Below are 25,236 nucleotides of genomic sequence, written 5' to 3' on the forward strand. Positions count from 1 at the left end.
GTGGTGTCGTGACGACATAGCGGCCTCGTGGCTAGTCTTCGTGCGTGCCCGACGAGCGCTTGCGCGTGAGGCGGGCAAGCGCCCCCTGCTTGCGCTCACCCTCGGCCCGGGGGATCGGCTCGAGCTCGAGCGGCACCACCACGGGCGGCGGCCCGAAGTTCGTGCGCGCGGCCTGAACCACCTGCCGGCCCATCATGTGGTTGCCGACGCCGCCGATCGCGGCCCCGATGCCGAACGGCAGCGCTTTGCCCACGAAGGACGTGCCCTGATTGACGGCGAAGCGTTTGAGGAAGGTGCGCTTGAGACGATCGGTCACGGGCCCCATGACCATCTGCGGCATGCTCGAGGTGATCATCTCGCCCCAGTAGACCTTGCGCGCCGGGCCGTTGTGGAACGCCTGGCCGGTGAACTGTTGCAGCAGGTCGGTGCCGGCTTTGCCCAGCATGAGGGTCATAACGAGGGCGCGCGCACGCTCGGGGTCGCTCACGGCGATGCCGTGCACCTCGGCCACCGACTGCGCGAAGATCGCCGTCGACTCGAGGAATCCCGCGGTCTCGACGCCGGAGAGCGCGAGAGTGACGCTCGTGCCGATGCCGGGGACGACGGCGGTCGCGCCGACGGCCGCCCCGCCGGAGGTGACGGCCGTGAGGTAGCGACGCTCGAGCACGCGGATCAGCTGCTCGGGCGTGGCACTCGGGTAGCGGCGGCGCAGCGAGCGGATGTACGCCACGATGAGGGGGCGCTGCACGGCCAGGACGCGGTCGATGCTGCGCACCCAGGCCGGGTCGCGAGAGGGCTGGACCTGATCGTTCGGGCCGCCCATGATCAGGGGCTGATCGGAAAAACGGTCGTTGCTCATGTGAACCTCCACGTCGGCCTTCAGCTTACGCTTCGGCGCTGAGCGGGCGCCGGATGCGGACGCCCGTTGACGCGGGTCAGCGACTGTTGTAGTCGGCGTTGTAACGGTCGAGAACCTCGGTGATGGGAGCATCCAAAACGAGCTTTCCTCGGTCGAGGTAGAGGCCGCGTGTGCAGAAGCGGCGCAGGTCCTTCTCATTGTGCGACACGAAGAAGAGGGTGCGCCCGCCCGCGAGCAGTTCGTCGATGCGGCGGTAACACTTCTCTTTGAATGACTTGTCGCCCACCGCCAACACCTCGTCGACGAGGATGATGGGCTCCTCGAGCTGCGAGATGACCGCGAACGCGATGCGCACCTTCATGCCGCTCGAGAGGTGCTTGTAGGGCGTGTGGATGAAGTCACCGATCTCGGCGAAGTCGATGATGTCGCTGAACCGGCGATCGATCTCGGCCTTCGACATGCCGTGCAGCCCGGCCGTGAGGTAGACGTTGTCACGCACCGTAAGGTCGTTGACGAACCCACCCGTGATCTCGATGAGCGGGGCGACGCCGCCGTTGACCTGCACCCGGCCCTCGTCGGGCAGAACGACGCCGGCGACGAGCTTCAGCAGAGTGGACTTGCCCTGACCGTTGCGGCCGACGACGCCGATGGCCTCGCCCGCCTGCACAGAGAACGAGACGTCCCGCAGGGGCCAGAACTCGCCGGGGCGCACGCGACGCTCGCTGCGGCCGAAGAGGTCCTTGAAGCTGCGACGCCCGCCCCGGTTGCGACGGAACCGGATGCCGACATCCGTGACCGCGATTGCCTCGACCATCAGATCTCCTTCAGGACGGAACGCTCGGACCGCTTGAAGACGAACAGGCCGATGCCGAAGATCACGAGCGACATGCCCGCGGCGATGGCGACGCCGACGAGGTCGAGCTGATCGGGGAAGAAGGCCGAGCGGTACAGGCTGAAGATGCCGCTGAGCGGGTTGAAGTACGCGAGCGTATGCAGCTGCTCGGGCAGATCGGTGACGCCATAGATGATGGGGGAGGCGTAGAACAGGAAGCGCAGCGCGAGCTTGGTGGCCCGCTCGAGATCACGGAAGAACACGACGAGCGGCGCGATGATGAGCCCGACACCCATGGTGAGGATGGCCTGCAACACGATCGCCACGGGGATGAGCAGCGCGTTGATCGAGAGGTGCGCGCCCGAGAAGATCGCGAAGGCAGCGACGACGGGGATGGATGCGAGGAACTCGATGCCCTTGGAGAGCACGAGGCGGTTGACCCAGATCGTGCGCGGGATCGTGGTCGAGCGGATGAGCTTCGCCTCTTTGGTGAAGGCGCGCGTGCATTCGCTGATGGTGGTGTTGAACCACGTCCACGGCAACAGGGCCGTGAGGAGGAACACGATGTAGGGCGTGCTGCCGACCGGCCGATCGAACACCTGGGTGAAGACGAACCAGTAGATGGCAGCCATGACCAGAGGGTCGAGGATCGACCAGAAGTATCCGAGGAAGCTGGTCGAGTAGCGCACCTTCAGGTCGCGCGACGCCAGCAGCCACAGGGCATGACGGTATCGGCCCCAGGAGGAGCGTGCGGGGCGCGCTGGTGCCAGAGAACTCACGCCTCAAACATATCCGTAAACGTATGCCCCAACGTGCGCCGTGGCCTGCGCGCCGTGACCAATGCCGAACGCGCCGCCTCCGAAGAGGACGACGCGTTTGGGCCGACACGACCGGGGCTGGTCGAAAGGTGGGGCTCGGTGATCTGTGCGGTCAGCGAGGCTGCGGTCGGTGGATCAGACGAAGAGGTTGGCGCGCTCGAGGTCTTCGGCGAAGTCGACCTCGACGGCGTACAGGTCGGAGATGTCGACGGGCTCGACGAGCATGGAGTCCTGCTCGATGGCAAGCTCGATGCCGCGCTCGAAGTAGTCCTGGTCGTCGACGCGGGCCAGCTGACGCTGCAGCTTGGCCTTGTCGTCGCGCGAAACGTAGTTGATGCCCACGGCCTCGCCGAGTCCGCCGACGACGGTCTTCGACAGCTCGCGGATGTAGCCTTCGGCGCTCGTCGTGTACTTGACCTCTTCGTCGGACACCTTGGCGGTGTTGACCGTGACGAACGACTGGTCGCGCTTGATCATGGCGGCCGCACGGTCGAGGGCGGTCGGGTCGAAAACGACGTCGCCGTTCATCCACAACACGCCGCCGGGAGCCGAAGCCGCGAGAGCGCGCAGGAGGCTCTTCGACGTGTTCGTTTGGTCGTACTGCTCGTTGAAGACGTAGGACGCATCGGGGAAAGCCTCGATGATGTGGTCGAGCTTGTAACCGACAACGATCGTCACTTTGGCGTCGTTGCCGAAAGCGTGACGGATGTTATCGAACTGCTGCTGCATGATCGAGCGGCCGTCGCTCAGCTGCGTGAGCGGCTTGGGGAGCGAGCGGCCGAGACGACTGCCCATTCCTGCGGCGAGAATGACTACTTGGGTGGTCACGGGTGAACTCCTCAACATCGGGGGTGAGCCGCGACCCGGAGGTACGACTCTGGCGAAAATACTCTTCGTCGGGGGAATCTGAGCGATGAATTTCTCGCTGTTCACCCGAAAGTCAGTGATACGACACCTCGTTATGCCAGGCTCCACGATAGCGGTGCACCCTCTTGGGGGTCACGGGTCTTGACGAGTCGTGCTCATTTCGTTATGCGGCACTCGGGTTTCTCCCAGCCAGTCAGGCGCTTCCGTCGACAGGCGTTACCTCGCCGTTGCCCCCCGTTCTTGGTAGGTTTGACCGGTGACTTCCGCCGAGCCAGACCCCACCGAAACCGTGCCCGACGAGCCGATCGACCCTCGCCCCGCTAGTTCGACAGGTGTCGATGGCGAGTTTGGTGCCGGTGAGGCGAAGAAGACACCGCCGCGCAAGACGCCCGCCCGGGCCGCGGGGGCGACAACGAAGGCCACGGCGTCGAAGGCCGCCGCCACCGACACCGCTGCCGACGGGCAGAGCGAGGGCGAGTCGACGGGATCGACCTCCTCTCCCTCAGCGCCCGCGGTGAAAAAGCCGGCGGCACGGCGCACGACGGCCAAGAAGGCGCCCGCGAGTGCCGCATCCGACGATGCCTCGACGTCGGGGGACGATGCATCTCCGCCCGCTGGTGCCACGCCGGAGGCCGAGTCGACCGCGGATGCCCCTAAGCCCGCGCGAAAGCCCGCTGCTCGGACGAGCACCGCCCGCACGACGACCGCCCGCACGGCGGGAACGCGATCGACGGCGGCCAAGAGTTCCGCCACCAAGACCTCGGGCGCGAAGACTGCCGCGTCGAAAGCATCCCCGGCCGGTGAGGGCACGCCGGCGGCTGACTCAGCGCCGACCGTCGACTCGACGACGTCGGTCGACGAAGCGACGGGCACACCGTCGACGACCCCCAAGCGCACGGCGTCCAAGACGACGACCCCCCGCACGACAAAGCCCCGGGCGACAGCCTCCACGACGGCAACCGCCAAAACGCCGACCACCAAGACGACGGCCGCCAAGACACCGGCCGCCAAGACGACTGCTGCGAAGACGACTGCCGCGAAGACGGCTGCGGCGCGGCGTGCTGCCGCACAATCGGCCGACACGCCGACTGACGGTGCCGAGGGCAGCACGCAAACGGATGCGCCCGCCACCGTTCGCGCGACGACGTCGCGGTCGACCAGTACTCGCGCGCAGAGCTCCGCGGCGCCGGAAACCCCCGATGAGTCGGCAGCTTCCTCCGCCGAATCCACCCCGAGCGTTTCGGCGCCCCGTGCCGGCGCGGCCGATCAGGAGGCGACATCGGAGCCCGCCGTCCGTCAGGATGCGGATGGCACCGCGGCCGACGAGCGTCCGCAGAAGCCCGTGCTCGCCGCATCCGATGCCGCGCCGACGGCGATTTTGTCGAGCCCGGCACCCACCCTTCCATCGGCTCCGCCCGCGCCGCCGAAACCGCAGCTCTCGGCGAGCGAAGCCGCCGAGTTGTTCGCGGCGGCACCCGAACCGGCCACTCCGCACTACCGCCGTTCGAGTCCTCCGCCCGCCCCGGCCGACGTCGCTGCGGACGATGTGACGCGCCCGGTCTGGCAGCAGCCGACCTCGCTGCTGCCGACGGTATCCCCGGCCGACGAGCCGGCCCCGTCCATCACCACGCCGGGCGATGACGCCAGCGGGTCCCGTGCGAACGATCCCACAGAGATCCTCGATCTCTCGAACACATCGAGCGCGGGCGCACGCCCCAGCCCGGCGGCCGAGCCGGCCCGCCGCGTCGTGTTCTCGAAGAAGTGGCCCTTCATCGCCCTCGTCGACCCGCAGGCGGAGAACGCCGTCAGCGACGGGGTCTCGGCGCACGCCGCCGCGTCGACCGATGGCGAGCCACATGTTCCCGGCGGCGCGCCCGGTGTCGGTGACGACGCTCGCGACACGAACCGCGAGGGCGCCGCAGACACCGCGATGTCCGCGCAGCCTGTGACCGACGACGCCTTCGCCGCGCCCGGCGCCCACTCTCAGGCCGACGCTCCGGAGACGACCGAGTCCGAGATCGACCTCACCGACGAGGAGATCGCCGCGTTCGGCGCCGACCCCTCATGGGTCGACACCGAATCCCCGCTCGTGGAGGACGACTCGCGCGCCGAAACGATCGATCCTCGTGACGATCAGCCGGACGGGGTCGCTGCTCTCTTCGGCGCGGCCGAATCAGACCCTCGCGCCGGCGAGGCGATCACCCCCGCGGAGGCCGACGACGCTGAGGCTTCTCCCTCCACAGACACGCTGTCGACAGCGGCCGCGACCGACGACGAGCAGGAGGCCGCGATCGACGCCATCGCGGTCGACGCGCCCGAGGCACACGCCACCCCGCTCGGCCTCATGGACTCCGCTGCGGCTCCCGCGTCGCTCGACGAGGAGCGCCGCGCGGCGGGCGCCCCGAGCTATGCCGCAGGATCGGGCGTGCTCAGCGTCAGCGGCCTGTCGAAGCGTTTCGGCGACACGGTCGCGGTCGACGGCATCGACCTTGAAGTCTCGGCGGGCTCGTTCTACGGCATCGTCGGGCCGAACGGCGCCGGCAAGACCACGACCCTGTCGATGATCACGGGCCTCCTGCGCCCCGACTCCGGCAGCATTACCATCAACGGCATCGACGTGTGGAAGGAGCCCGACGCCGCCAAGCGCAGCATCGGCGTGCTCCCCGACCACCTCCGCCTCTTCGACCGGCTCACGGGCGCGCAACTGCTCTACTACTCGGGTGTGCTGCGCGGCATCGATGGCGCGACCGTCCGATCCCGGGTGGATGATCTCGCCAAGGCATTCGGTCTCGAAGACGCCCTGCACCGGCTCGTCACCGACTACTCGGCCGGCATGACGAAGAAGGTGGCCCTCGCCGCCGCCATGATCCATTCACCGCGCATGCTCGTGCTCGACGAGCCCTTCGAGTCGGTCGACCCCGTGTCGGCCGCCAACGTCATCGAGATCCTGCAGAAGTACGTCGACCACGGCGGAACCGTCGTGCTCTCGAGCCACGGCATGGACCTCATCCAGCGCGTGTGCGATCACGTCGCCATCATCGTCAACGGCCAGGTGCTCGCACAGGGCTCGGTGGACGAGGTGCGCGGCACGGGCACGCTCGAAGAACGTTTCGTCGAACTCGCCGGTGGGCGCAAAGCCGCGGAGGGGATGGAATGGTTGCACAGCTTCTCCGACTAAGGCTCTCGATCTACGCCAACCTCGTGAAGCGGGGCGGCACCCAGGTGATCTGGATGCTGGTGGGTGGCGGCATCGGCGTGGCCATCATCTGGCTCACGAGCTTCGGCTTGGTGGCGCTGCGCGTCGCGCCGACCGAGTTCGCGCGCGACATCCTCGTCATCGGCGGATCGTTCGTGGTGCTCGGCTTCACGCTGCTGCCCGTCGTCTTCGGCGTCGACGACGCCCTCGACCCGCGCAAGTTCGTACTCTTCGGCGTTCCCAACCGCGTGCTGAGCCTCGGCCTCTACGCGGCGGCGCTCATCGGCGTGCCCTCGATCGTCATCGCCGTGCTCAGTTCGTTCACGGTCGTCACGTGGACGCGCGACGGTTTCACCCTCGTCATGGCCATTCTCGCGGCACTCATCGCGGTGCTGACCTGTGTGCTCGTCGCGCGCGTGATGACATCAGTCGCCACGTTATTGCTCGCCTCGCGCCGCTCGCGCGAATTCAGCGCCATCGTCGGGCTCGTGCTCGTGGTGCTCGTGGCCCCCGCCGCCATCTTCCTCTCGAGTGTCGACTGGTCCTCTGGCGGCGGCCCCGTGCTCTCCAACGCGGCCGATGTCGTCAGCTGGACGCCGTTCGGGGCGGTCTGGGCCGTGCCGGGTGACATCGCCTTGGGTCAGGCATCCAGCGGATTCCTGAAGCTCGTCATCGCCCTCGCCACCCTCGGTCTGCTGTGGCTCGCCTGGAGCGCACTCGTGGCGCGCATGCAGGTCACGGCCGACCGCCCGCCGGCCGTGCGCACATACTCGGGACTCGGCTGGTTCGACCTCATGCCGGCCCGCGCGGGTGCCGTCATCGCCGCTCGGTCGATCACCTACTGGGGCCGCGACCCGCGCTACCTCGTGTCGCTCCTCGTCGTGCCGATCCTGCCGTTCATCATGATCGTGCCGCTCATCGTCGCCGGCGTTCCCGCCGCGCCGCTCGCCCTTCTGCCGCTGCCCATCATGTCGGTATTCCTCGGGTGGTCGCTGCACAACGATCTCGCTCACGATTCGTCGGCCATCTGGCTGCACGTCGCCTCAGGTGTGCGTGGCGCGGCCGACCGCCTCGGACGCACATTCCCGGTTCTCCTCGTCGGCGTGCCGCTCATCATCGTCGGCTCGATGATCTCGATTGCCTTCTTCGGTGATTGGGATGCCCTGCCCTCCATGCTCGGCGTCACGACCAGCTTGCTGCTCACCGGCGTCGGCATCTCGAGTTACACGTCCGCACGCTTCCCGTATCCCGCGTCCGCGCCCGGCGACAGCCCGTTCCAGCAGCCGCAGTCCTCCGGGACGACGGGTGCCGTCGTGCAGTCCTTCTCGTTCCTCGGTTCGGTGCTGCTCACGGCACCGGCCCTATACTTCGCGGCCAGAGGCCTCTTCGACGGCGGCGACTACCCGCTCTACGCGCTCCTCGCCGGCGTCGGCATGGGCGTGATTGTGTTCGGCATCGGAGTCCTCGCCGGAGGGCGGGCCTTCAACAAGCGCGGACCCGAGATCATGGCGTTCGCGACGAGCGTCTGAGTCACCAGCGCATCGCGCCCGCGCCACCAGCGTGGAGCGCCCGAGCGGAGTAAAATGAGGCGTATGAACGCACGCATGAGCACCCTCGACCCCCAGTCCATTCCCGACGGCGGTGGAACGGCCACGCTCGATCGTGAGCTCGAAGAGCTGCTGCGCAACGAAAGCCTCGACCCGGGCGACCACGAGCGTTTCTCGCACTACGTCCCGAAAGACAAGATCATGCAGTCGGCGCTCACGGGCAAACCCGTGCGTGCCCTGTGCGGCAAGAAGTGGACACCGGGGCGCGACCCCGAGAAGTTCCCCGTCTGTCCCACCTGCAAAGAGATCTACGAAAAGATGAAGAAGGACTGACCCCGGCCAGCCGGCAACAGGTCAGCGGGTCCGCACGCGGCGGAGGTTGCCGCGGGCGGAGCCAGCCGCCACGGAACTGCCGCGGGCGGAAGCTGCCGCCGGTGGAGCCAGCCGCCACGGGGCTGACGACGGCGACGACGGAGCCCCGCTACTCCAGGATCGTTTCGAGCACGGGCTCTCCGCGGCTGAGCCGGAGCGCTCCGAGCGGGAGCTCGGCGACAGCCGTTTCACGGTGCGCTCGGGCCGCACGCGTGCCGTCGGCGCCCAGATAGCGCTCGTCGGCCACCCCGTCGGTCACGAGCGGGACGATGAGACCACGCTCCGACGCATCCCGGGTCTCGAAGGCGCGTTCGCGCGGCTCGGAGCCCAAGACGCGCACCACCTCGGCAGACGCCTTGCCCGCGGCATCCAAGCGGCGCACGGCGCCCTTGCGGCCGCCGCGCGATACCTTGCCCGCCGAGGCCTTCGCGACGGGGGTCCACTCCTCGGAGTCGTCGTCTCGCCGAGCCACCAGCTTGTAGACCATGCTGGCCGCGGGCGAGCCCGACCCGGTGACGAGCGACGTGCCCACGCCGAACGAGTCGACGGGAGACGGCGACAGCGCCGCGATCGTGAACTCGTCGAGGTCATTGGTCACCGTGATCTTCGTGTTGCGGGCGCCCAGGGCGTCGAGCTGCTGCCGCACCTCGGACACCAGCACGGGCAGATCGCCCGAATCGAGGCGCACGGCCCCCAGCTCGGTGCCGGCGACCCGCACGGCCGTCTCGACACCCTTCTGCACGTCATACGTGTCCACCAGCAACGTCGTAGACGGCCCGAGGGCATCGACCTGGGCGCGGAAAGCTTCTTCCTCGCTGTCGTGCAGCAGCGTGAATGCGTGCGCGGCCGTTCCCATCGTCGGGACGCCCCAACGCAGACCCGCCTCGAGGTTGCTCGTGGCCCCGAACCCGGCGATATACGCCGCGCGGGAAGCCGCGATGGCCGCCTCTTCATTGGCGCGTCGCGACCCCATCTCGGCGAGCGGACGCCCGGCGGCGGCCGTCACCATGCGCGTGGCCGCATTGGCGACAGCACTGTCGAAGTTGAGCACGCTGAGCGCCAACGTCTCGAGCAGCACGCCCTCGGCGAAGGATGCTTCGACCGTGAGCAGCGGCGAGTTCGGGAAGTAGACCTCACCCTCGCGGTATCCGTCGATCGACCCCGAGAAGCGGTAGTCGGCGAGCCAGTCGAGCGTGCGCTCGGACACGACGCGCTCGGCGCGCAACCACTCGAGCTCGCGGTCGCCGAAGCGCAGATCGGCGATGAGGCTGAGCAGGCGGCCCGTTCCCGCCACGATGCCGTAGCGCCGCGCACCCGGAAGCCGCCGGGCGAAGACCTCGAACAGGCAGCGCCGGTGCGCCGTGCCGTCTCGCAGGGCGGCGTCGATCATGGTCAATTCGTAGCGGTCGGTGTGCAGTGCCGTCGATGTGCTCACGGTTCTAGCCTAAACCGACGGGTAGGCTGGGGGATCGTGAGCGACGCACCTATCGGCATCTTCGATTCGGGAGTCGGCGGGTTGACCGTCGCCCGGGCCATTCAAGACCAGCTGCCGAACGAAGAGATCCTCTACATCGGCGACACGGCGCGTTCGCCCTATGGCCCCAAACCCATCGCCGACGTGCGGCGCTACTCGCTCGAGGTGCTCGACGATCTCGTGGCGCAGGGCGTGAAGATGCTCGTCATCGCCTGCAATACGGCGTCGGCCGCGGTGCTGCGCGACGCCCGCGAGCGGTACGACGTGCCCGTGGTCGAGGTCATCCAGCCCGCCGTGCGCACGGCCGTGAGCGTCACCCGCAACCGCCGCATCGGCGTGATCGGCACCGAGGGCACCATCAACTCGCGCGCCTATGAGGATGCCTTCGCCGCCGCGCCCGACCTGACGCTCTTCACTCAGGCATGCCCCCGCTTCGTCGAGTTCGTCGAATCCGGCGTGACCTCGGGCAGCGAAGTGCTGGGCGTCGCCGAGCACTACCTCGAACCGTTGCGCCACGCGGGCATCGACACCCTGGTGCTCGGATGCACGCACTACCCCTTCTTGAAGGGCGCCATCAGCTATGTGATGGGCCCGAGCGTCACGCTCGTCTCGAGCGACACCGAGACGGCCAACGACGTCTACCGTCAGCTCGTCTCGCGCGGGCTCGAGCGCCACGAGCCCGCCGCCCCCGAACACCACTACGAGGCCACCGGCCAGAGCGAAGAAGAGTTCCTGCGGCTCGCACACCGCCTCATCGGCCGTGAAATCCAGCGCGTCGACCTCGTGCAGACGGGCGTCATCGACGTGCGCGGCCTGGCCGAAGCAGCCGCCGCACCGGCCGAGAGCGCCGGGCCCGCAGCATCCGCACCCCCTGTTTCGACCCGCACAACCCCCGAGGAGACCCCGTGACCGAGAAGACCCGTGCCGACGGACGCGCAGCCGACGACCTGCGCACCGTGACCATCGAACGTGGATGGAGCGACCAGGCCGAGGGGTCGGCGCTCGTCTCTTTCGGCAAGACCAAGGTGCTGTGCACCGCTTCGTTCACGAACGGCGTTCCCCGCTGGCTGGCGGGCAAGGGCAAGGGCTGGGTCACGGCCGAGTACTCGATGCTGCCGCGCTCGACCAACAGCCGCATGGACCGCGAATCGGTCAAGGGCAAGATCGGCGGCCGCACGCACGAGATCTCGCGCCTCATCGGCCGCAGCCTGCGCGCCGTCATCGACATGAAGTCCCTCGGCGAGAACACCATCGTCATCGACTGCGATGTGCTGCAGGCCGACGGTGGAACCCGCACAGCCGCCATCACGGGCGCTTATGTGGCCCTCGCCGACGCCATCGAATGGGCGCGCACCAAGAAGTACATCGGCCAGAAGGCCACGCCTCTCATCGACAGCGTGTCGGCCGTCTCGGTGGGCATCATCGACGGCGAGCCCATGCTCGACCTGGCCTATGTCGAGGACGTCCGCGCCGAGACCGACATGAACGTCGTCGTCACGGGCCGCGGCCTTTTCGTCGAGGTGCAGGGCACGGCCGAGGGTGCGCCGTTCGACCGCGCCGAGCTCAACGCGCTGCTCGACCTCGCCCTCGCGGGTGCCGTCGACCTGGCCGAGATCCAGACCACGGCCCTGACCAACGCGGATGGCTCGGGCCCCGCCATCGCCGGCAGCACCGCCGTCAGCTACACGGGCGTGTGACGATGGCGCTCGAGATCGTCCTGGCGACGCATAACGCCCATAAGGTCGAGGAGTTCCAGCACATCCTGTCGCGGGATGTGCCGTCGGTGCGCGTCGTGGCCTACGACGGTCCCGAGCCCGTCGAGGACGGCGTGTCCTTCGCGGAGAACGCCCTCATCAAGGCCCGCGCGGCCGCCGCTCACACGGGGCTCGTGGCGCTGGCCGACGACTCGGGCATCGCGGTCGACATCCTGGGCGGCTCGCCCGGCATCTTCTCGGCGCGCTGGGCCGGTCACGCGCACGACTCGGCGGCGAACCTCGCGCTGCTGCTCGATCAATTGGGCGATGTGCGCGCCGAGCACCGGCGCGCACACTTCTCGTGCGCCATCGCGCTCGTCGTGCCCGAGGGCCACCCGGCCGGCGCCTCGGAGGAGGTCGTGGTGGGGGAGTGGCATGGGTCGCTCACGACGAGCCCGCGCGGCGACAACGGCTTCGGCTACGACCCGATCTTCGTGCCCGACGGCAGCGAGCTGACGGCCGCCGAGCTCTCGCCCGCCGCGAAGAACGACGTCAGCCACCGCGCGCTGGCCTTCGCCCAGATCGTTCCCGCACTGTCGATCGTGGCGGCCGCCGAAACCGCCTGAACCTCGTCGCCAGACCGGTGAGCGCCGGCCTCGGAGGCTGCCGTGGGAATACCCCGTGCGGGTAATGAGAACCGGCATCATTCCTATCAAGCGGCGCAGCTTGTCTCGCGTGTGCGCGGCGCTTACGGTGGAAGAATCATGGGCCACTCGCACACGCACGACCACGCAACGGGCGCCACCAACCGGCGTCGTCTGATCGGCGCGATGTGCATCGTCGGCACGGTCCTCCTCGTCGAGGTCATGGGCGCCGTGCTCAGCGGTTCGCTGGCGCTTCTGGCCGACGCCGGGCACATGCTCTCCGACTTCGCCGGCCTCACGATCGCCCTCATCGCAACCGTCGTCGCTGCCCGGCCCGCGACCGACCGGTCCACCTTCGGGTTCCAGCGCGCCGAGGTGTTCGGCGCGCTCATCAACGCCCTCATCCTCGTCGGCGTAGCGGTCGGTGTGTCGATCGAGGCCGTCGGACGGCTCATCAACGGGGGAGGGGAGCATCCGACGGGCGGCATCATGCTGCTCGTCGCCGTGATCGGCCTCGTGGCCAACGTGGTCGCCCTGCTGTTGCTGCGGCCCGCCGCGGCCGGCTCCATCAACATGAAGGGCGCCTACCTCGAGGTGCTCGGCGACCTGCTCGGCTCGATCGCCGTCATCATCGCAGCCGTCATCATCCTGACGACGGGTTTCGGCCCCGCCGACGCGATCGCCTCCCTCGTCATCGCGGCCATGATCGTGCCGCGCGCGCTGGTGTTGCTCAAGGACGTCGTGCACGTGCTCTCGGAGTCGGCGCCGCGCGACACCGACGTCACTCGCATCCGAGAACACATCCTCGGGCAGCGCGGCGTCGTCGACGTGCACGATGTCCACGTCTGGTCGATCACCACGGGTGCGCCGGTCTTCACCGCCCACGTGGTCGTCGAGCCCGAGGTCTTCTCGTCCGGCTCGGCCGGTTCGCTCCTCGACGATCTCTCCGGATGCCTGAGCAGCCACTTCGATGTCGCGCACTCGACCTTCCAGCTCGAGCCCGCGCAGCACAGCGCCCACGAGACGCCCGTCCACCCCTGAGGCACGCTCGCGCGGCGCCGGGCGGTGCCGTGCGGCGCCACTAGGCCCGGAGGAGTGTCGCGCAGCTCTGCTGCTCCGCGACGCGGGCGGTGCCCGAAAAGGTCTGAGCTCTAATCGCTCGCGGCGGCCGTGCCCGCGCGGCGGTCGCGCAGCCATCCGCGGCCGGCCTTCGTGAGCTCGAGCAGGATGGGGATTCCGCTGAGCAGCACGATGCCGATGATGAAGAACTCGCTGTAGGTGGCGACGAACTCGATCTGCCCGAGGAAGTAGCCCACGAGCGTGAGCCCGACGCCCCAGGCGAAGGCACCGATGACGTTGAAGGTGATGAACGTCTTGTAGGACATGCGCCCCACACCGGCCGCCACCGGCACGAACGCGCGGAACACGGGCAGGAAGCGGGCCAGGATGATGGCCTTGCCGCCGTGCTTGGTGAAGAACGCGTTGGTGCGCTCGACGTTCTCGGGGTTGAAGAAACGACTCTGCTCACGCCGGAAGACAGCCGGCCCGGCCTTGCGCCCGATGGCATAGGCCAGCTGGTCGCCCGCGAATGCGGCCACGAAGACGCACAACGCCGTGATGCCGATGGGTGTGGGCACGACACCCGTCGCCGTCAGCAGGCCCACCGTGAAGAGCAGCGAGTCGCCCGGCAGGAACGATAGGACGATGAAGCCCGTCTCGACGAAGACGACAACGCAGACGCCGATGAGGACGAAGGGGCCGAACCAGGTGATCAGCCATTCGGCGTCGAGCCAGTCGATGCCGAGGAGTGCGGGTTTCATCAGAGGTTCTCTCTTTCTGTCGTGCCGAATGGCGGGGCAGAGGTGTGGGAGCCGGTGATCCACCCGAGGGTGAAACGTGTGGCGGGGCTATTCGGAGTTGCGAGCGCTTTCGGCGGCAGCCGTCGCGGCGGTGGCGAGTCGAGCCTTCTTGGCCTTGCGCGAGGACTGCACGTAGTGGAACGCGGTGGGGATGACCGTGACGGCCACGGCGGCCAGCAGGATCAGGTCGATGTAGTTCTGCACGAAGTCGCGCACGGGCGGGATGTAGCCGAGGAAGTAGCCGACGAGCGTGAGCCCGGCGCCCCAGATGAGCGCGCCCACGAGGTTGTAGAGCGAGTACTTCTTGTAGTTCATGTGGCCGATGCCCGCGGCGATCGGCGCGAACGTGCGCACGATGGGCACGAAACGGGCCAGGATGACGGCCATGGCGCCGAAACGCTCGAAGAACGCGTTGGTGCGGTTGACGTTCTCGACACTGAAGAGGCCGGATTCTTTGCGCTCGAACACTTTCGGCCCGAACTTATGACCGATCAGATAGCCGACCTCACCGCCGAGGAACGCGGCGAAGCCGATGGCGAGGCACACCCACCAGATGTCGAGCTGAATCACGCCCGAGAAGGTGAGGATGCCGGTGATCAACAGCAGCGTGTCGCCGGGAAGCAGGAAGCCGATCAGAAGGCCGGTCTCGGCGAAGACGATCGCGCACACCACGAGGAGTGCCCAGGGGCCGACGCCCGTGATGATGGCCTCGGGGTCGAGCCAGGGGATGAGTGCGGTGTGATTCACGGTGAGAGCCTATCCGCCTATCCTGCCGAATCGATGGCAAATGCGCGGGCCACGCTCAATCTCATCCTTCGGGAGGACATCGCCCCCGGGCGAAGGATGCAGAACGAGGATGCACGCCGAACTGTGCGGAAGAAGGGACTTGAACCCTCACGCCCGAAGGCACAGGAACCTAAATCCTGCGTGTCTGCCAATTTCACCACTCCCGCTGGCGCGAATCAGTCTACAAGGGGTGCGGAGCGGCCCGCTTCAGGCTGCGACTCGTCGAGGCGAAGGCGAGCGCGAAGGCACCCGATCCGGCCAGCACCACGAGCACCGAGAAGACGAGCCCGTAGAACCCGACCGTCACGGCGAGCTGGCTGACGGGGCGTGCGATGCCCGCGACGACCGAACCGAAGATGAAGAGGAACGCGGGGCCCGAGACCGAGACGGCCGCGATGATGGTGCGGCGCAGCACGCTGAGCGGGCGGGAGTGATATTCCTCGCCCAGGTCGGGCCCGGGCATGGCATAGCCGGGGCCGATGAAACCGGCCGCGAAGCCCCCGATCAGGGCGGGAATGATCCACACGCTGCCGGCGAGCACCTGGCCGGCCGTGTCGTTCTGCTGTGGCCAGCCGAGAAGGCATCCGAGAACGATGGTCGTGGTTGCGACGACCATGCTGGTCGCGAACCCACAGAACATCACACCGATACCCATCAGCCCATGCTCACACTCGAACCTGGATGCTGGTCGAAGATCGGCCGAGCGTCAGCGGTGGGTGGCCAGACTCGCGTGCGGGGGGATGTTGCGGGCCAGAATGCCGGCGCCCACGAGGGCGAGCACGGCCATGACGGCGGCGGCGGCCGGCAGGGAGACGATGGCCGTGACGCCCGCGATGACGAGGGGAGCGGCGGCAGCGCCGGCATCCGTCGTGAAGCGCCAGGCGCCGAGGAAGGGCGCGGGATCGGCGGGAGGCGCGACATCCGCACCGAGGGTCATGAGGATGCCCGAGCCGACGCCATTGGCCAGCGACTGCACCACCGCGGCGGCGATGAAGAACGCGACGGCGCCCGGAACGTCGTGCGTCAGCGCCAGCAGCGCCATGCCGGCGCCCAAACCGATCATTGCGGGGATGGCGCTCCACTTGCGCCCGTGCTTGTCCATGATCTGGCCGCTCACATAGAAGAGGCCGAAGTCGATGGCGCCCGCCAGGCCGATGATGAGCGCGGTGTTGGCCTCGGAAACGCCGATCGAGACGGCCCAGAGCGGCAGCATCACGGTGCGCGCAGAACGGAGCGCCGCCACGAGGGCCGCGCCGGAGCCGAGCTTCAGCAGGATGCCCCGGTGCCGCCACACGGTGCGGAACAGCCCGACCGACTCCTCCGCCACGAGCTCCGCACCGGATGTCGCCACCGCGCCCTCGGGTGTGACCTCGACGTTCGGCCGCCCGATCAGTGTCGAGGGGTCGGGCAAGATCACGAGGATGATGGCCGCCAGCACGCAGAACGTGGCCATGATCCAGAAGGCGCTCTGCGGCGTGCTCGTGAGGTGGATGACGGGGGCCGCCAGCAGGGGGCCGATGAACAGCCCGGCGCGGAACGTGCCGCCGAGGGTCGAGAGGGCCCGGGCCCGGTACTGCAGCGGCACGTAGGTGGTCATGAACGCGTGCCGGGCCAGCGCGAACACGGCCGTGGCGAGACCCAGGAGGAAGACGGCCACGCCCAGCAGGAACGGGTTCGGCGCGAGGATCGCGAGGAGCACCGCGGCGACCGACACGAACGCCGCGCCGATCATGGCCGCGCGCTCGCCGACCCGGGCCACGAGCCATCCGCTCGGGATGTCGCCGATGAGCTCGCCGATCATGAGCATGGCCGACACGACGGCCGCGATGCTGAGGCTGGCCCCGAGCGACCCCGCGGCCACGGGCAGCAGCGGGATGAGCGCCCCCTCGCCGATCGAGAACAGCAGGGTGGGGAGGAACATCGATACGGCGAGCCCCTTGACGTTGAAGGGCTGAGCGGCATTCGACATAGACCTTCACCCTACGCCTCGGGCACGGGCCGCTAGGCTGGAGGGTGACATGGTAGAGCTAGACTTCGGCGATCAGATCGCCCAACTCCGAACCACTTTCTTCGACATTCGCGAGGTCGTGGGGCTCGATCGGCTGCGCGCCGAGATCGAGCAGCTGAGCGCAGAGGCCGGCAAACCCGACCTGTGGGACGACACCGACAACGCCCAGAAGATCACGAGCGCGCTCAGCCACCGGCAGTCCGAGCTGGCCAAGATCACCCACATCGAGCAGCAGCTCGACGACCTCGAGGTGCTCGTCGAGCTCGCCAACGACGAGGGCGACGACGACTCCAAGGACGAGGCCGCCGCCGAGCTCGCCTCGCTGCAGAAGAGCATCGGCGAGCTCGAGGTGCAGACACTGCTGAACGGCGAATACGACCCGCGACCCGCCGTCGTCACCATCCGCGCGGGCGCCGGTGGCGTCGACGCCGCCGACTTCGCCGACATGCTGTTCCGCATGTATTTGCGCTGGGCCGAGCAGCATAAATACCCGGCCAAGGTGCTCGACACGAGCTACGCCGAAGAGGCCGGCATCAAATCGGCCACCTTCGAGATCGACGCGCCCTACGCCTTCGGCACGCTGAGCGTCGAGGCCGGCACCCACCGTCTCGTGCGCATGAGCCCCTTCAACTCGGCCGGCAAGCGCCAGACGAGCTTCGCGGCCGTCGAGGTGGTGCCGCTCATGGAAGAAGCGGGCGAGGTCGAGATCCCCGACAACGACATCCGCGTCGACGTGTTCCGCTCGTCGGGCCCCGGCGGCCAGTCCGTCAACACGACCGACTCGGCCGTGCGCATCACGCACCTGCCGACGGGCATCGTGGTCAGCTGCCAAAACGAGAAGAGCCAGATCCAGAACCGCGCGGCCGCCATGCGCGTGCTGCAGTCGCGTCTGCTCCTGCTGCAGCGCGAGGCCGAGAGCGCCAAGAAGAAAGAGCTGGCCGGCAACATCACGGCGAGCTGGGGCGACCAGATGCGTTCCTACGTGCTCGCGCCCTACCAGATGGTCAAGGATCTGCGCACCGACTACGAGGTCAACAACCCGCAGAACGTGTTCGACGGCGACCTCGACGGCTTCATCTCGGCGGGCATCCGCTGGCGCAAGGCCCCGGCCGACGACTAGGCCCCGAGGGTCGGTGCCGACGAGTCTGGGGGAGTCTGTGGACTGCTCACATCTAGGCGTGTCTGCGGCCCGAATGGCGGATGCCTGCTTAGGCTCAATGCGTCATGATTCGCTTTGAGAACGTCACGAAGAAATACGCCGGGACGAAACGTCCCGCCCTCGAGGGTATCGACCTCGAGGTGGCCCGTGGGGAATTCGTCTTCCTCGTCGGCGCCTCCGGTTCGGGCAAGTCGAGCTGCCTGCGTCTGGTGTTGAAGGAGGAGCGGCCGAGCGTCGGCTCCATCTTCGTGCTGGGCAACGACCTCGGCACCATCTCCAACCGCAAGATCCCCTACTTCCGCCGCAACCTGGGCGTCGTGTTCCAGGACTTCCGGCTGCTGCCGAACAAGACCGTCTATCAGAACGTGGCGTTCTCGCTGCAGGTCATCGGCAAATCGCGCGGCTTCGTGCAAGAGGCCGTGCCCGACGTGCTCGCCATGGTGGGCCTCGACAACAAGGCCGACCGCCTGCCCCACGAACTCTCGGGTGGCGAGCAGCAGCGCGTCGCCATCGCGCGCGCCGTCGTGAACAAGCCTCAGGTGCTGCTGGCCGACGAGCCCACGGGAAACCTCGACCCCGCCACGAGCGCCGGCATCATGCAGCTGCTCGACCGCATCAACGCCCAGGGCACCACGGTGCTCATGGCCACACACGAGGCCGGCATCGTCGACAAGATGCAGCGCCGCGTGATCGAGCTCGTCGACGGACGCATCGTGCGCGACGAACGCGGTGGCGGCTATGGCAACACGGGCGTCGTGCCCGAGCTGCGCCCCGCCGTCGTCAAGGGTGAACAGGCGGATGTCGCGCGCAAGGAACTCGCCGCCGCCGCGGCTGCCGCCGAACTCGAGACCCAGGCCATCCAGCTGCAGGCCGTGCAGGCCAACCAGGATGCCGCGAACACCGCACAGGTGGCGCCGCTGTCCGAGCGACGCGAGGCTCAGAACGACACGGGGGCTGCCGCATCCGCCACCGGGAATCAGACGGGCATCGTGAACCTGCCCCGCCGCGACGAGACCCCCGACGAGGTCAACGCGCACCTCTCGCTGGTGGACCGCCTCGGATTGCGCTCGGGTGACGACGAACAAGCAGGAGACGACGAGCAGAACGTGGGTCCGGTCAAATGAGGTTCGGTCTGATCTGGCAGGAAGCCACGACGGGGCTCCGCCGCAACGTCTCGATGGTCATCTCTGTCGTGCTCGTCACATTCATCTCGCTCACGTTCGTGGGCACGGCCGTTCTCATGCAGATGCAGATCGGCCAGATGAAGAACTACTGGTACGACAAGGCCCAGGTGGCCATCTATCTGTGCACGGCCGACTCGACCGACGAGACGTGCACGGGCGGTGAAGCGACGGCCGATCAGAAGGCCTCGGTCGAGACCGACCTCACATCGCCCGCCATCGCGCCGTTCGTCGACAAGTTCTACTTCGAAGACCACCAGCAGGCCTACGACAACTTCCAGGAACAGTTCAAGGACAACGACCTGGCCCAGCTCGTGACGCCCGAGCAGCTCAACGAGACCTATTGGGTAAACCTGAAGGACCCCTCGCAATCGGCTGTCCTCTCAGAGGCGTTCTCGAGCAAGCAGGGCGTGCAATCGGTCACCGACCAGAGGCAATACCTCGACTCGATCTTCCAAGCGCTCAACGTGGCGAGCTATACGGCCATCGGCATCGCGGGGCTCATGCTCATCGCGGCCGTGCTGCTGATCGCCACCACCATCCGATTGTCGGCGTATTCGCGCCGGAAGGAGATCGGGATCATGCGCTTGGTGGGCGCGTCGAACCGGTTCATCCAAACCCCGTTCGTCTTGGAGGGTGTGTTCGCGGCCGTCATCGGATCGCTGCTGGCGGGCGGAGCCATCCTCGCCATCGTGCACTTCTTCGTCGACGGCTATTTGGCGCCCTCGGCCCAGTTCGTCAACTTCGTCGGGCTGCAGGATGCCTTCATCGTCATTCCGCTGCTCATCGTGGTCGGCGTGGTGTTGGCGGCGCTGTCGGCCAACTTCGCGATCAAGCGCTACCTCAAGATCTAGACGACGGGCGGATGTCGCGAGCCCCACGGGTCGAACGTGCCCGGGCTGCGACATCCGCTCTTTCGTTGCTAGACTGAGAGGCTGCCCGCTCGGGCAACGAATTCGCTCGAACGAACAGGAGACGCCGTGCCCAGGGAACGTGGTGAGAAGGTGGTGGCCACCAACCGCAAGGCGCGCCACGACTACCTCATCGAGGACACCTATGAGGCGGGTCTCGTGTTGACGGGCACCGAGGTCAAATCGCTGCGCGCCGGCCGCGCCTCGCTGGTCGACGGCTACGGCTTCATCGAGGGTGGCGAGGCGTGGCTCGACGCCGTGCACATCCCCGAATACAACCAGGGCACCTGGAACAACCACCCCGTGCGGCGCAAGCGCAAGATGCTGCTGCACAAGGAGCAGATCGCCAAGATCTCGCACAAGGTGGCCCCCGGCGGTTACACGATCGTTCCGCTGCGGCTCTACTTCAGCGACGGCCGGGCTAAGGTCGAGATCGCGATCGCCAAGGGTAAGCGCGAATACGACAAGCGTCAGGCTCTGCGCGAGCGTCAAGACACGCGCGAGGCAGCGCGGGCAATGGCGTCGCGCAACCACCTCGGCGAATAAACCCGAGGTACTATCCACTGAGCGCACGGGGTGTGATCCACTTTGCGCACGAATCGTGCGGTTTCGACGATCAAGGCGCAGATTACTGCTAAGCGCTTGCTTGAGCATTTCTCGCGAGTGTGATTAGACTCAGCCCTACCGGCGGTGACCCGACCGCGGCCGGGAGGGGAGGTCCCCATGAATACCGACGTTCATGCGGAATGGCATCGCCATGCACGCGTCCGCTTCCGATAAGACACCCTTCCTCGATCGCGAAGCCGAGATTGACCGCGTACTCGGTACGACTGATGAGCATTTCGAGCAAGCCATCCTCATCACCGGGCGACCGGGAATCGGTAAGACGCGGCTGCTGGAAGAAGTAGCAGCCCGGGCCGAGGGGCGCACGGCCCTGATCACGACGACGGCCGCCGAATCGACGTGGCCCCTCGCGGGCTTCTCTCGCCTGTTCGCCGCGCTCGACGACCCCCGCGCCATCGAGTTCAGCGGGCGCTTCACGCTGCGCTCGACCGAACCGCAGCAGATGTTCCAGGCGGCCCGCGACCTCTTGTCGGTATTGCGGGGCCTGCGGCTCGAACCCATTCTTCTGATGATCGACGACGCCGACCTGATGGACCGCGAATCCCTCATGCTGCTCGGCTTCATGGCCGGGCGGTTGGCCGGCACGGGTATCAGGCTCGTCGGTACCGCGCGCCGGGTACCGAGCGGCGAGATGTTCCAGGCGGCGACGCGCTTCGAGTTGCCCGCACTCGGGCCCGCGGACTCCTTGGCGCTTCTGCGCGCCACGTGCCCGCCGACGGCCGACGCGGGGGTGCTCGAAATCGTGTGCGAGCAATCGGGCGGCGTGCCCGCGGCGCTCATCGACGTGGGCCGGCTCCTGACGCTCGAGCAGTTCGAGGGCGGCGTGGCCGTGCCGCTACCCTTGCCACACACGGCGCGCGTTCTGGAAGACTCGGTGGCCCGGACGGGGGCTCTGGGGCCGCGACAACGGCTCATGTTGCAGAAGATCTCGCTGCAGGCATCCGCCAATGTCGACGCGCTCACGGCGGATGCGGACGACGCCGAGGTGATCGACGACTTGGTGAACGCCGGTTTCGTGCGCGTGCGCGATCGAGCCGTCGGTATCGCGGACACGCTGCTGCGATCGAGCTTGTATTGGGGCATCGATCCGAAGGTGCGGCGGGTGCTGCATGCGGAGCTGGCCCAGACGGCCGTCGACCACGCGCCTGAGGTCGCCGTGTGGCACGCGAGCTATACGACGGCCGAGGACGAAGACGCCGCCCGTGAGCTTTTCGACGCGGCTGCCGCGTTCGAGCGGTCGGGGCGACGGTCGACGGCGGTCGAATACGCGGAACGGGCCATCGCGGTGGCGCCGACCCGGAACGAACTCCTCGGCCACGTGCTCGACCTGGTGGACGCGTTCTTCCGCCACGGAGAAGTGACGTTGGCCCAGCGTTACCTGATGCATGCTCAGCTCGGGGAGGACAGAGCGACGGGAGCCTTCGTTCTCGCCGAGATACGGGCCGCCGTCGACTACACGGCGACGGGCATCGTTCCCGAACACGAGATCGACACCGCCGTGGCGGTGCACGGCCCGCGCAACCGCACGGGGGCCACGCGGTTGCTGATCGACGCGGCCTACTGGCACACGGAGCGTCGAGACTTCGTGTCAGCGCGGCGCGCAATCGGTCGAGCCGACGTCGGTCCGACCTCCAGCACGGCCGAGCAGGTGTTGCGCGACGCCCTCGTGGCCTTAATCGACTCCTACGACCGACCCCAGACCCTGCAGGTCGTCGACGCCGACACGATTCCCCTGCGGCTGCTTCTGCTCGCGGCCGACACGGCGAGCATGTCCGAGGAATACGCACAGGCGCGCCGCCTCTACGCGGTCGGACTCGCGCGTCTCGACCACGAGAATACGCTGTGGCGGGAGGCGGTGTGGTTCCGCTCCGTCGTGAACGAGATCCGCGCCGGAACCATGAAACGTGCCCGCGAAGCCTACGCGGAATGGCACCGCACGCAGGTGGCGGCACCGCACCTGGGCGCGCGTGCATCCCGCATCCAGTTGCGCGCCTGGTATGCGCTGAGTACGGGCGAATACGAGACCGCCGACACCCTCTTCGCCGCGGCCATCGACCGCGCGACCGTGGAAGGCAACATGGCGGTCTCGGCGATCAGCTCGGCCATCCTCGGAACCCTCGCCCTGGCGCAAAAGCGGTACGAACATGCCCGCCGGCTGCTCGACGACGCCGATGCGACCAGCAACGCCATGCCGAACCCGGCGATCGTGCGGCACCTGCCGGATCTCGCGCTCGCCGAGGTGTTGACGGGCCACCGGACGGCGGCCGAACGCACGCTGGCGCGACTCGAGGCGGCCGAGGCGCAGCATCCGAGCCGTTGGATCGAGCTGTCCATCCCGCTCGTCCGCGCCATTGTCGCGCCCGCCGACACGAGCCTGGCGCTGTTCCGCGAGGCGATCGCCACCTTCCGCGACGATGACTCCCGGTATCTGCTGGCGCGCACCTGGGAGATGCTGGCCGGTCGCCAATTCGAGCGCGGCGACGTCGACGAGGCCGCGCATTCGCACGCCACCGCCCGGGCCATCTATCAGGCGGCGGGAGCGAACGCCTGGATCGGAGCCGCGCCGCCCGCTGCTGCCACGCCTGGGGCTCCAGCGGCCTCGGACAATCGTTCCGAAACCGCGGCGGTCCTCGACACGCTCAACGAGGACGAACGTCAGGTGGTCGACCTCGTGCTGAAGGGCCTGCGCAACAAGGAGATCGCCGCGACGCTCTACGTGTCGGTGCGGACGGTCGAGCTGCGGCTCACGCGCGTGTATCGCAAGGCGGGGGCGCGGTCGCGATCGCATCTGGTGGCGCTGCTCAACTGACCACGCTGGATGTCGCCCGGCGCGTGGGGCTCTGCCAGACGCCCGTCGAGGTGCCCGACCGCGCCTGCACGAACGCGCGCAGACACAACCAGGCGTCGAGGATGCGTAGCGGGGGATAGGCGAGGCCGAGCACGAGGTATCCTGGGCGCTTCGCGACGACCGCCGCGATGAGCGTGAGCGCGTAGTCGGGCAGGACGACGCCCAACAGGAGGGCGAGCGGAGGGGCGACGGTCGCGACATCCACGAGTGCGCCCGTCGTGACGAGACCCGCGGCCTCGAGACCCCACCCGAGCGTCGATACGACCAGCAGGGGCACCAGCGCCACCATCACGATGCTCGAAATGGCGAGCTCGCTCACGAAGAGCGCCAGCGCGGCCCAGAATCGGTTGAGGCGGGGCTTGTGCCGCAACAGCGTCTGCCAGAAGCCGAGGTTCCATCGCCGCACCTGCTTGATGTAGTCGCGCAGCGTGTCGGGGTCCTGCGTGTGCGCGATCGACGCGAACGGATGGAACGCGATGCGGCCGAGTTTCTTGGCGTGCACCTCGAAGGTCATGTTGTAGTCCTCGATGGTCAGCCCCTCGGCGGCGATATCGATGTGGGCCAGGATGCGTGAGCGATACATGCTCGCAAACCCGGGCACGATCGCCACTGCGTCGGCATACCGGGCGGCCTGCCCGAACTTGTGCAGGAACTGCATGGCGATGTAGACGCGCTCGCGATACGACGTGAGGATGCGGGCCTCGAGCCCCTGCTTCGGCCCGTCGAGCAGGGTCGTCGCACGCCCGGCCACGGCGACCACGTCGGGGGAGTCGAAGAGCGCGAGACCGGTTTCGAAATAGTCGTCGGCCAGGCGCGTGTCGGCGTCGAGCAGCATGACGACATCGAAACGGCCCGCGAGATCGAAATACTCGAGGGCCGCGACGATGGCGCCCGCCTTGCCGCGGTTCGGGTTGAGGTCGTAGACGTTGGCGCCGGCGGCCCGGGCCAGCTCGACGGTGCGATCGGACGAGCCATCCGACACCACGAAGATCTGGTAGGGCGGGATGAGCCGACCAGCGGCCCGCAGCGTCTCCTCGATCACGGTCTCCTCGTTGTGGGCGGCGATGACGACGGCGACATCGGAGCGCGACGGACGGTGGTCGAGGGCATCCGCGGGGAAGATCCTGCCGCTGTGGCGACGACGGCGCACGCGCAGGGCACGCGTGGCCTCGACGGCGATGCGGCTGAGGCCCGCGACCGTCCACACGAGCGTGTTCAGGCCGATGGTGAAGAACACCACGATGGCGAAGGTGAGCACGGATCTCCAAGAGTTGAGGGCTGTTCACTTCGACGGTAAACGGATGTCGGCGACTCGAACCCGCACGCAGCCGCAGAGTCACTGCGGAAAACCGCATGGGCCGCCGGAAACCCGCATCGGGGTCGGCGGTCCGCCGCGTTAACCGCACCCTTGGCGAAAAGCGTTGACCACCGGGCCATCCCCGGCGGATCGTGGCACCAGGCAACCCGGACTCTCACCCTGGACGGACTGCTCACCCGACACACGATCCGGCCCGAACCGCGATCGTGCCGCAGGGCCCCCGATCTCCTGAACCCGGA

At 67.9% G+C, this 25,236-nt stretch carries 22 protein-coding genes and 1 tRNA gene; 12 read left to right on the forward strand and 11 right to left on the reverse strand.

Features of this window, described 5'->3' with window-relative positions; genetic code table 11:
• Positions 1 to 31 precede the first annotated feature (31 nt).
• The 4 genes from ACUWEX_RS05855 to ACUWEX_RS05870 form a co-directional block, all read right to left on the reverse strand.
• Positions 32 to 859: a hypothetical protein gene (locus tag ACUWEX_RS05855; protein ID WP_407668730.1), complete on the reverse strand. Its 828-nt coding sequence runs from the start codon at positions 857 to 859 to the stop codon at positions 32 to 34.
• Positions 860 to 935: 76 nt separating this feature from the next.
• A complete protein-coding gene (locus ACUWEX_RS05860; protein WP_079727253.1) occupies positions 936 to 1,673 on the reverse strand; it encodes an ABC transporter ATP-binding protein in 738 nt (245 codons plus the stop codon).
• Positions 1,673 to 2,461: an ABC transporter permease gene (locus tag ACUWEX_RS05865; protein WP_200811522.1), complete on the reverse strand. Its 789-nt coding sequence runs from the start codon at positions 2,459 to 2,461 to the stop codon at positions 1,673 to 1,675. The genes ACUWEX_RS05860 and ACUWEX_RS05865 overlap by 1 nt, the downstream gene beginning before the upstream one ends.
• Positions 2,462 to 2,644: 183 nt before the next feature.
• Complete coding sequence (locus tag ACUWEX_RS05870) at positions 2,645 to 3,337, reverse strand: phosphocholine cytidylyltransferase family protein (protein WP_079727255.1); 693 nt, start codon at positions 3,335 to 3,337, stop codon at positions 2,645 to 2,647.
• A 295-nt stretch (positions 3,338 to 3,632) separates the two neighbouring features.
• Between ACUWEX_RS05870 and ACUWEX_RS05875 the strand changes: the two genes are divergently transcribed.
• The 3 genes from ACUWEX_RS05875 to ACUWEX_RS05885 all read left to right on the forward strand — a co-directional run bounded on the left by ACUWEX_RS05875 (position 3,633) and on the right by ACUWEX_RS05885 (position 8,452).
• Positions 3,633 to 6,554 carry an ATP-binding cassette domain-containing protein gene (locus ACUWEX_RS05875; protein ID WP_445997402.1) on the forward strand — a complete coding sequence of 974 codons (2,922 nt, stop codon included), beginning with the start codon at positions 3,633 to 3,635 and terminating at the stop codon, positions 6,552 to 6,554.
• A complete protein-coding gene (locus tag ACUWEX_RS05880) occupies positions 6,530 to 8,101 on the forward strand; it encodes a hypothetical protein (RefSeq protein ID WP_445997403.1) in 1,572 nt (523 codons plus the stop codon). Before ACUWEX_RS05875 ends, ACUWEX_RS05880 begins: the two co-directional genes overlap by 25 nt.
• A gap of 63 nt (positions 8,102 to 8,164) precedes the next feature.
• Positions 8,165 to 8,452 (forward strand): DUF3039 domain-containing protein, encoded by a 288-nt coding sequence (locus ACUWEX_RS05885; RefSeq protein WP_234990983.1) that lies wholly within the window; start codon positions 8,165 to 8,167, stop codon positions 8,450 to 8,452.
• Between the two features lie 148 nt (positions 8,453 to 8,600).
• On the opposite strand, the gene ACUWEX_RS05890 is transcribed toward ACUWEX_RS05885, so the two are convergent.
• Positions 8,601 to 9,926, reverse strand: a complete 1,326-nt coding sequence (locus ACUWEX_RS05890; protein ID WP_445997404.1) for a nicotinate phosphoribosyltransferase — start codon at positions 9,924 to 9,926, stop codon at positions 8,601 to 8,603.
• 36 nt (positions 9,927 to 9,962) lie between these two features.
• On the opposite strand from ACUWEX_RS05890, the gene murI reads away from it, so the two are divergent.
• The 4 genes from murI to ACUWEX_RS05910 all read left to right on the forward strand — a co-directional run bounded on the left by murI (position 9,963) and on the right by ACUWEX_RS05910 (position 13,344).
• Positions 9,963 to 10,874, forward strand: a complete 912-nt coding sequence (murI, locus tag ACUWEX_RS05895; RefSeq protein ID WP_445997405.1) for a glutamate racemase — start codon at positions 9,963 to 9,965, stop codon at positions 10,872 to 10,874.
• Positions 10,871 to 11,662, forward strand: a complete 792-nt coding sequence (rph, locus tag ACUWEX_RS05900; protein ID WP_079727259.1) for a ribonuclease PH — start codon at positions 10,871 to 10,873, stop codon at positions 11,660 to 11,662. Before murI ends, rph begins: the two co-directional genes overlap by 4 nt.
• Positions 11,663 to 11,664: 2 nt before the next feature.
• Entirely contained in the window at positions 11,665 to 12,285 is a 621-nt protein-coding gene (gene rdgB / locus ACUWEX_RS05905; protein WP_445997406.1) for an RdgB/HAM1 family non-canonical purine NTP pyrophosphatase, read from the forward strand.
• A 138-nt stretch (positions 12,286 to 12,423) separates the two neighbouring features.
• Positions 12,424 to 13,344 (forward strand): cation diffusion facilitator family transporter, encoded by a 921-nt coding sequence (locus tag ACUWEX_RS05910; protein WP_445997407.1) that lies wholly within the window; start codon positions 12,424 to 12,426, stop codon positions 13,342 to 13,344.
• 110 nt (positions 13,345 to 13,454) lie between these two features.
• Here the strand turns inward: ACUWEX_RS05910 and ACUWEX_RS05915 are convergent, their stop codons facing one another.
• The 5 genes from ACUWEX_RS05915 to ACUWEX_RS05935 form a co-directional block, all read right to left on the reverse strand.
• Positions 13,455 to 14,123 carry a DedA family protein gene (locus tag ACUWEX_RS05915; protein ID WP_445997408.1) on the reverse strand — a complete coding sequence of 223 codons (669 nt, stop codon included), beginning with the start codon at positions 14,121 to 14,123 and terminating at the stop codon, positions 13,455 to 13,457.
• An 87-nt stretch (positions 14,124 to 14,210) separates the two neighbouring features.
• The gene (locus ACUWEX_RS05920) at positions 14,211 to 14,909 is read right to left on the reverse strand and encodes a DedA family protein (RefSeq protein ID WP_079727262.1); all 699 of its coding nucleotides are present in this window, start codon (positions 14,907 to 14,909) and stop codon (positions 14,211 to 14,213) included.
• A gap of 124 nt (positions 14,910 to 15,033) precedes the next feature.
• Positions 15,034 to 15,115 (reverse strand) — tRNA-Leu (locus ACUWEX_RS05925).
• 14 nt (positions 15,116 to 15,129) lie between these two features.
• On the reverse strand, positions 15,130 to 15,603 hold the full coding sequence (locus ACUWEX_RS05930) for a hypothetical protein (RefSeq protein WP_445997409.1): 474 nt from the start codon (positions 15,601 to 15,603) through the stop codon (positions 15,130 to 15,132).
• 51 nt (positions 15,604 to 15,654) lie between these two features.
• A complete protein-coding gene (locus tag ACUWEX_RS05935) occupies positions 15,655 to 16,917 on the reverse strand; it encodes an MFS transporter (RefSeq protein ID WP_445997410.1) in 1,263 nt (420 codons plus the stop codon).
• Positions 16,918 to 16,966: 49 nt separating this feature from the next.
• Here ACUWEX_RS05935 and prfB point away from each other — a divergent pair, with 49 nt between their 5' ends.
• The 5 genes from prfB to ACUWEX_RS05960 all read left to right on the forward strand — a co-directional run bounded on the left by prfB (position 16,967) and on the right by ACUWEX_RS05960 (position 23,640).
• The gene (gene prfB, locus ACUWEX_RS05940; protein WP_079727265.1) at positions 16,967 to 18,076 is read left to right on the forward strand and encodes a peptide chain release factor 2; all 1,110 of its coding nucleotides are present in this window, start codon (positions 16,967 to 16,969) and stop codon (positions 18,074 to 18,076) included.
• A gap of 104 nt (positions 18,077 to 18,180) precedes the next feature.
• Positions 18,181 to 19,239 carry a cell division ATP-binding protein FtsE gene (gene ftsE, locus ACUWEX_RS05945; RefSeq protein ID WP_077053525.1) on the forward strand — a complete coding sequence of 353 codons (1,059 nt, stop codon included), beginning with the start codon at positions 18,181 to 18,183 and terminating at the stop codon, positions 19,237 to 19,239.
• Positions 19,236 to 20,150, forward strand: coding sequence for a permease-like cell division protein FtsX (gene ftsX, locus ACUWEX_RS05950; RefSeq protein WP_445997411.1), 915 nt, complete (start codon positions 19,236 to 19,238; stop codon positions 20,148 to 20,150). The genes ftsE and ftsX overlap by 4 nt, the downstream gene beginning before the upstream one ends.
• 126 nt (positions 20,151 to 20,276) lie before the next feature.
• Positions 20,277 to 20,753, forward strand: coding sequence for an SsrA-binding protein SmpB (gene smpB / locus ACUWEX_RS05955; RefSeq protein WP_077053523.1), 477 nt, complete (start codon positions 20,277 to 20,279; stop codon positions 20,751 to 20,753).
• Between the two features lie 193 nt (positions 20,754 to 20,946).
• A complete protein-coding gene (locus tag ACUWEX_RS05960; protein ID WP_445997412.1) occupies positions 20,947 to 23,640 on the forward strand; it encodes an AAA family ATPase in 2,694 nt (897 codons plus the stop codon).
• Here ACUWEX_RS05960 and ACUWEX_RS05965 read toward each other — a convergent pair.
• Entirely contained in the window at positions 23,633 to 24,937 is a 1,305-nt protein-coding gene (locus ACUWEX_RS05965; RefSeq protein ID WP_445997413.1) for a glycosyltransferase, read from the reverse strand. The genes ACUWEX_RS05960 and ACUWEX_RS05965 overlap by 8 nt on opposite strands.
• Between the last annotated feature and the right edge of the window lie 299 nt (positions 24,938 to 25,236).

It is taken from the genome of Okibacterium fritillariae (assembly GCF_052783725.1).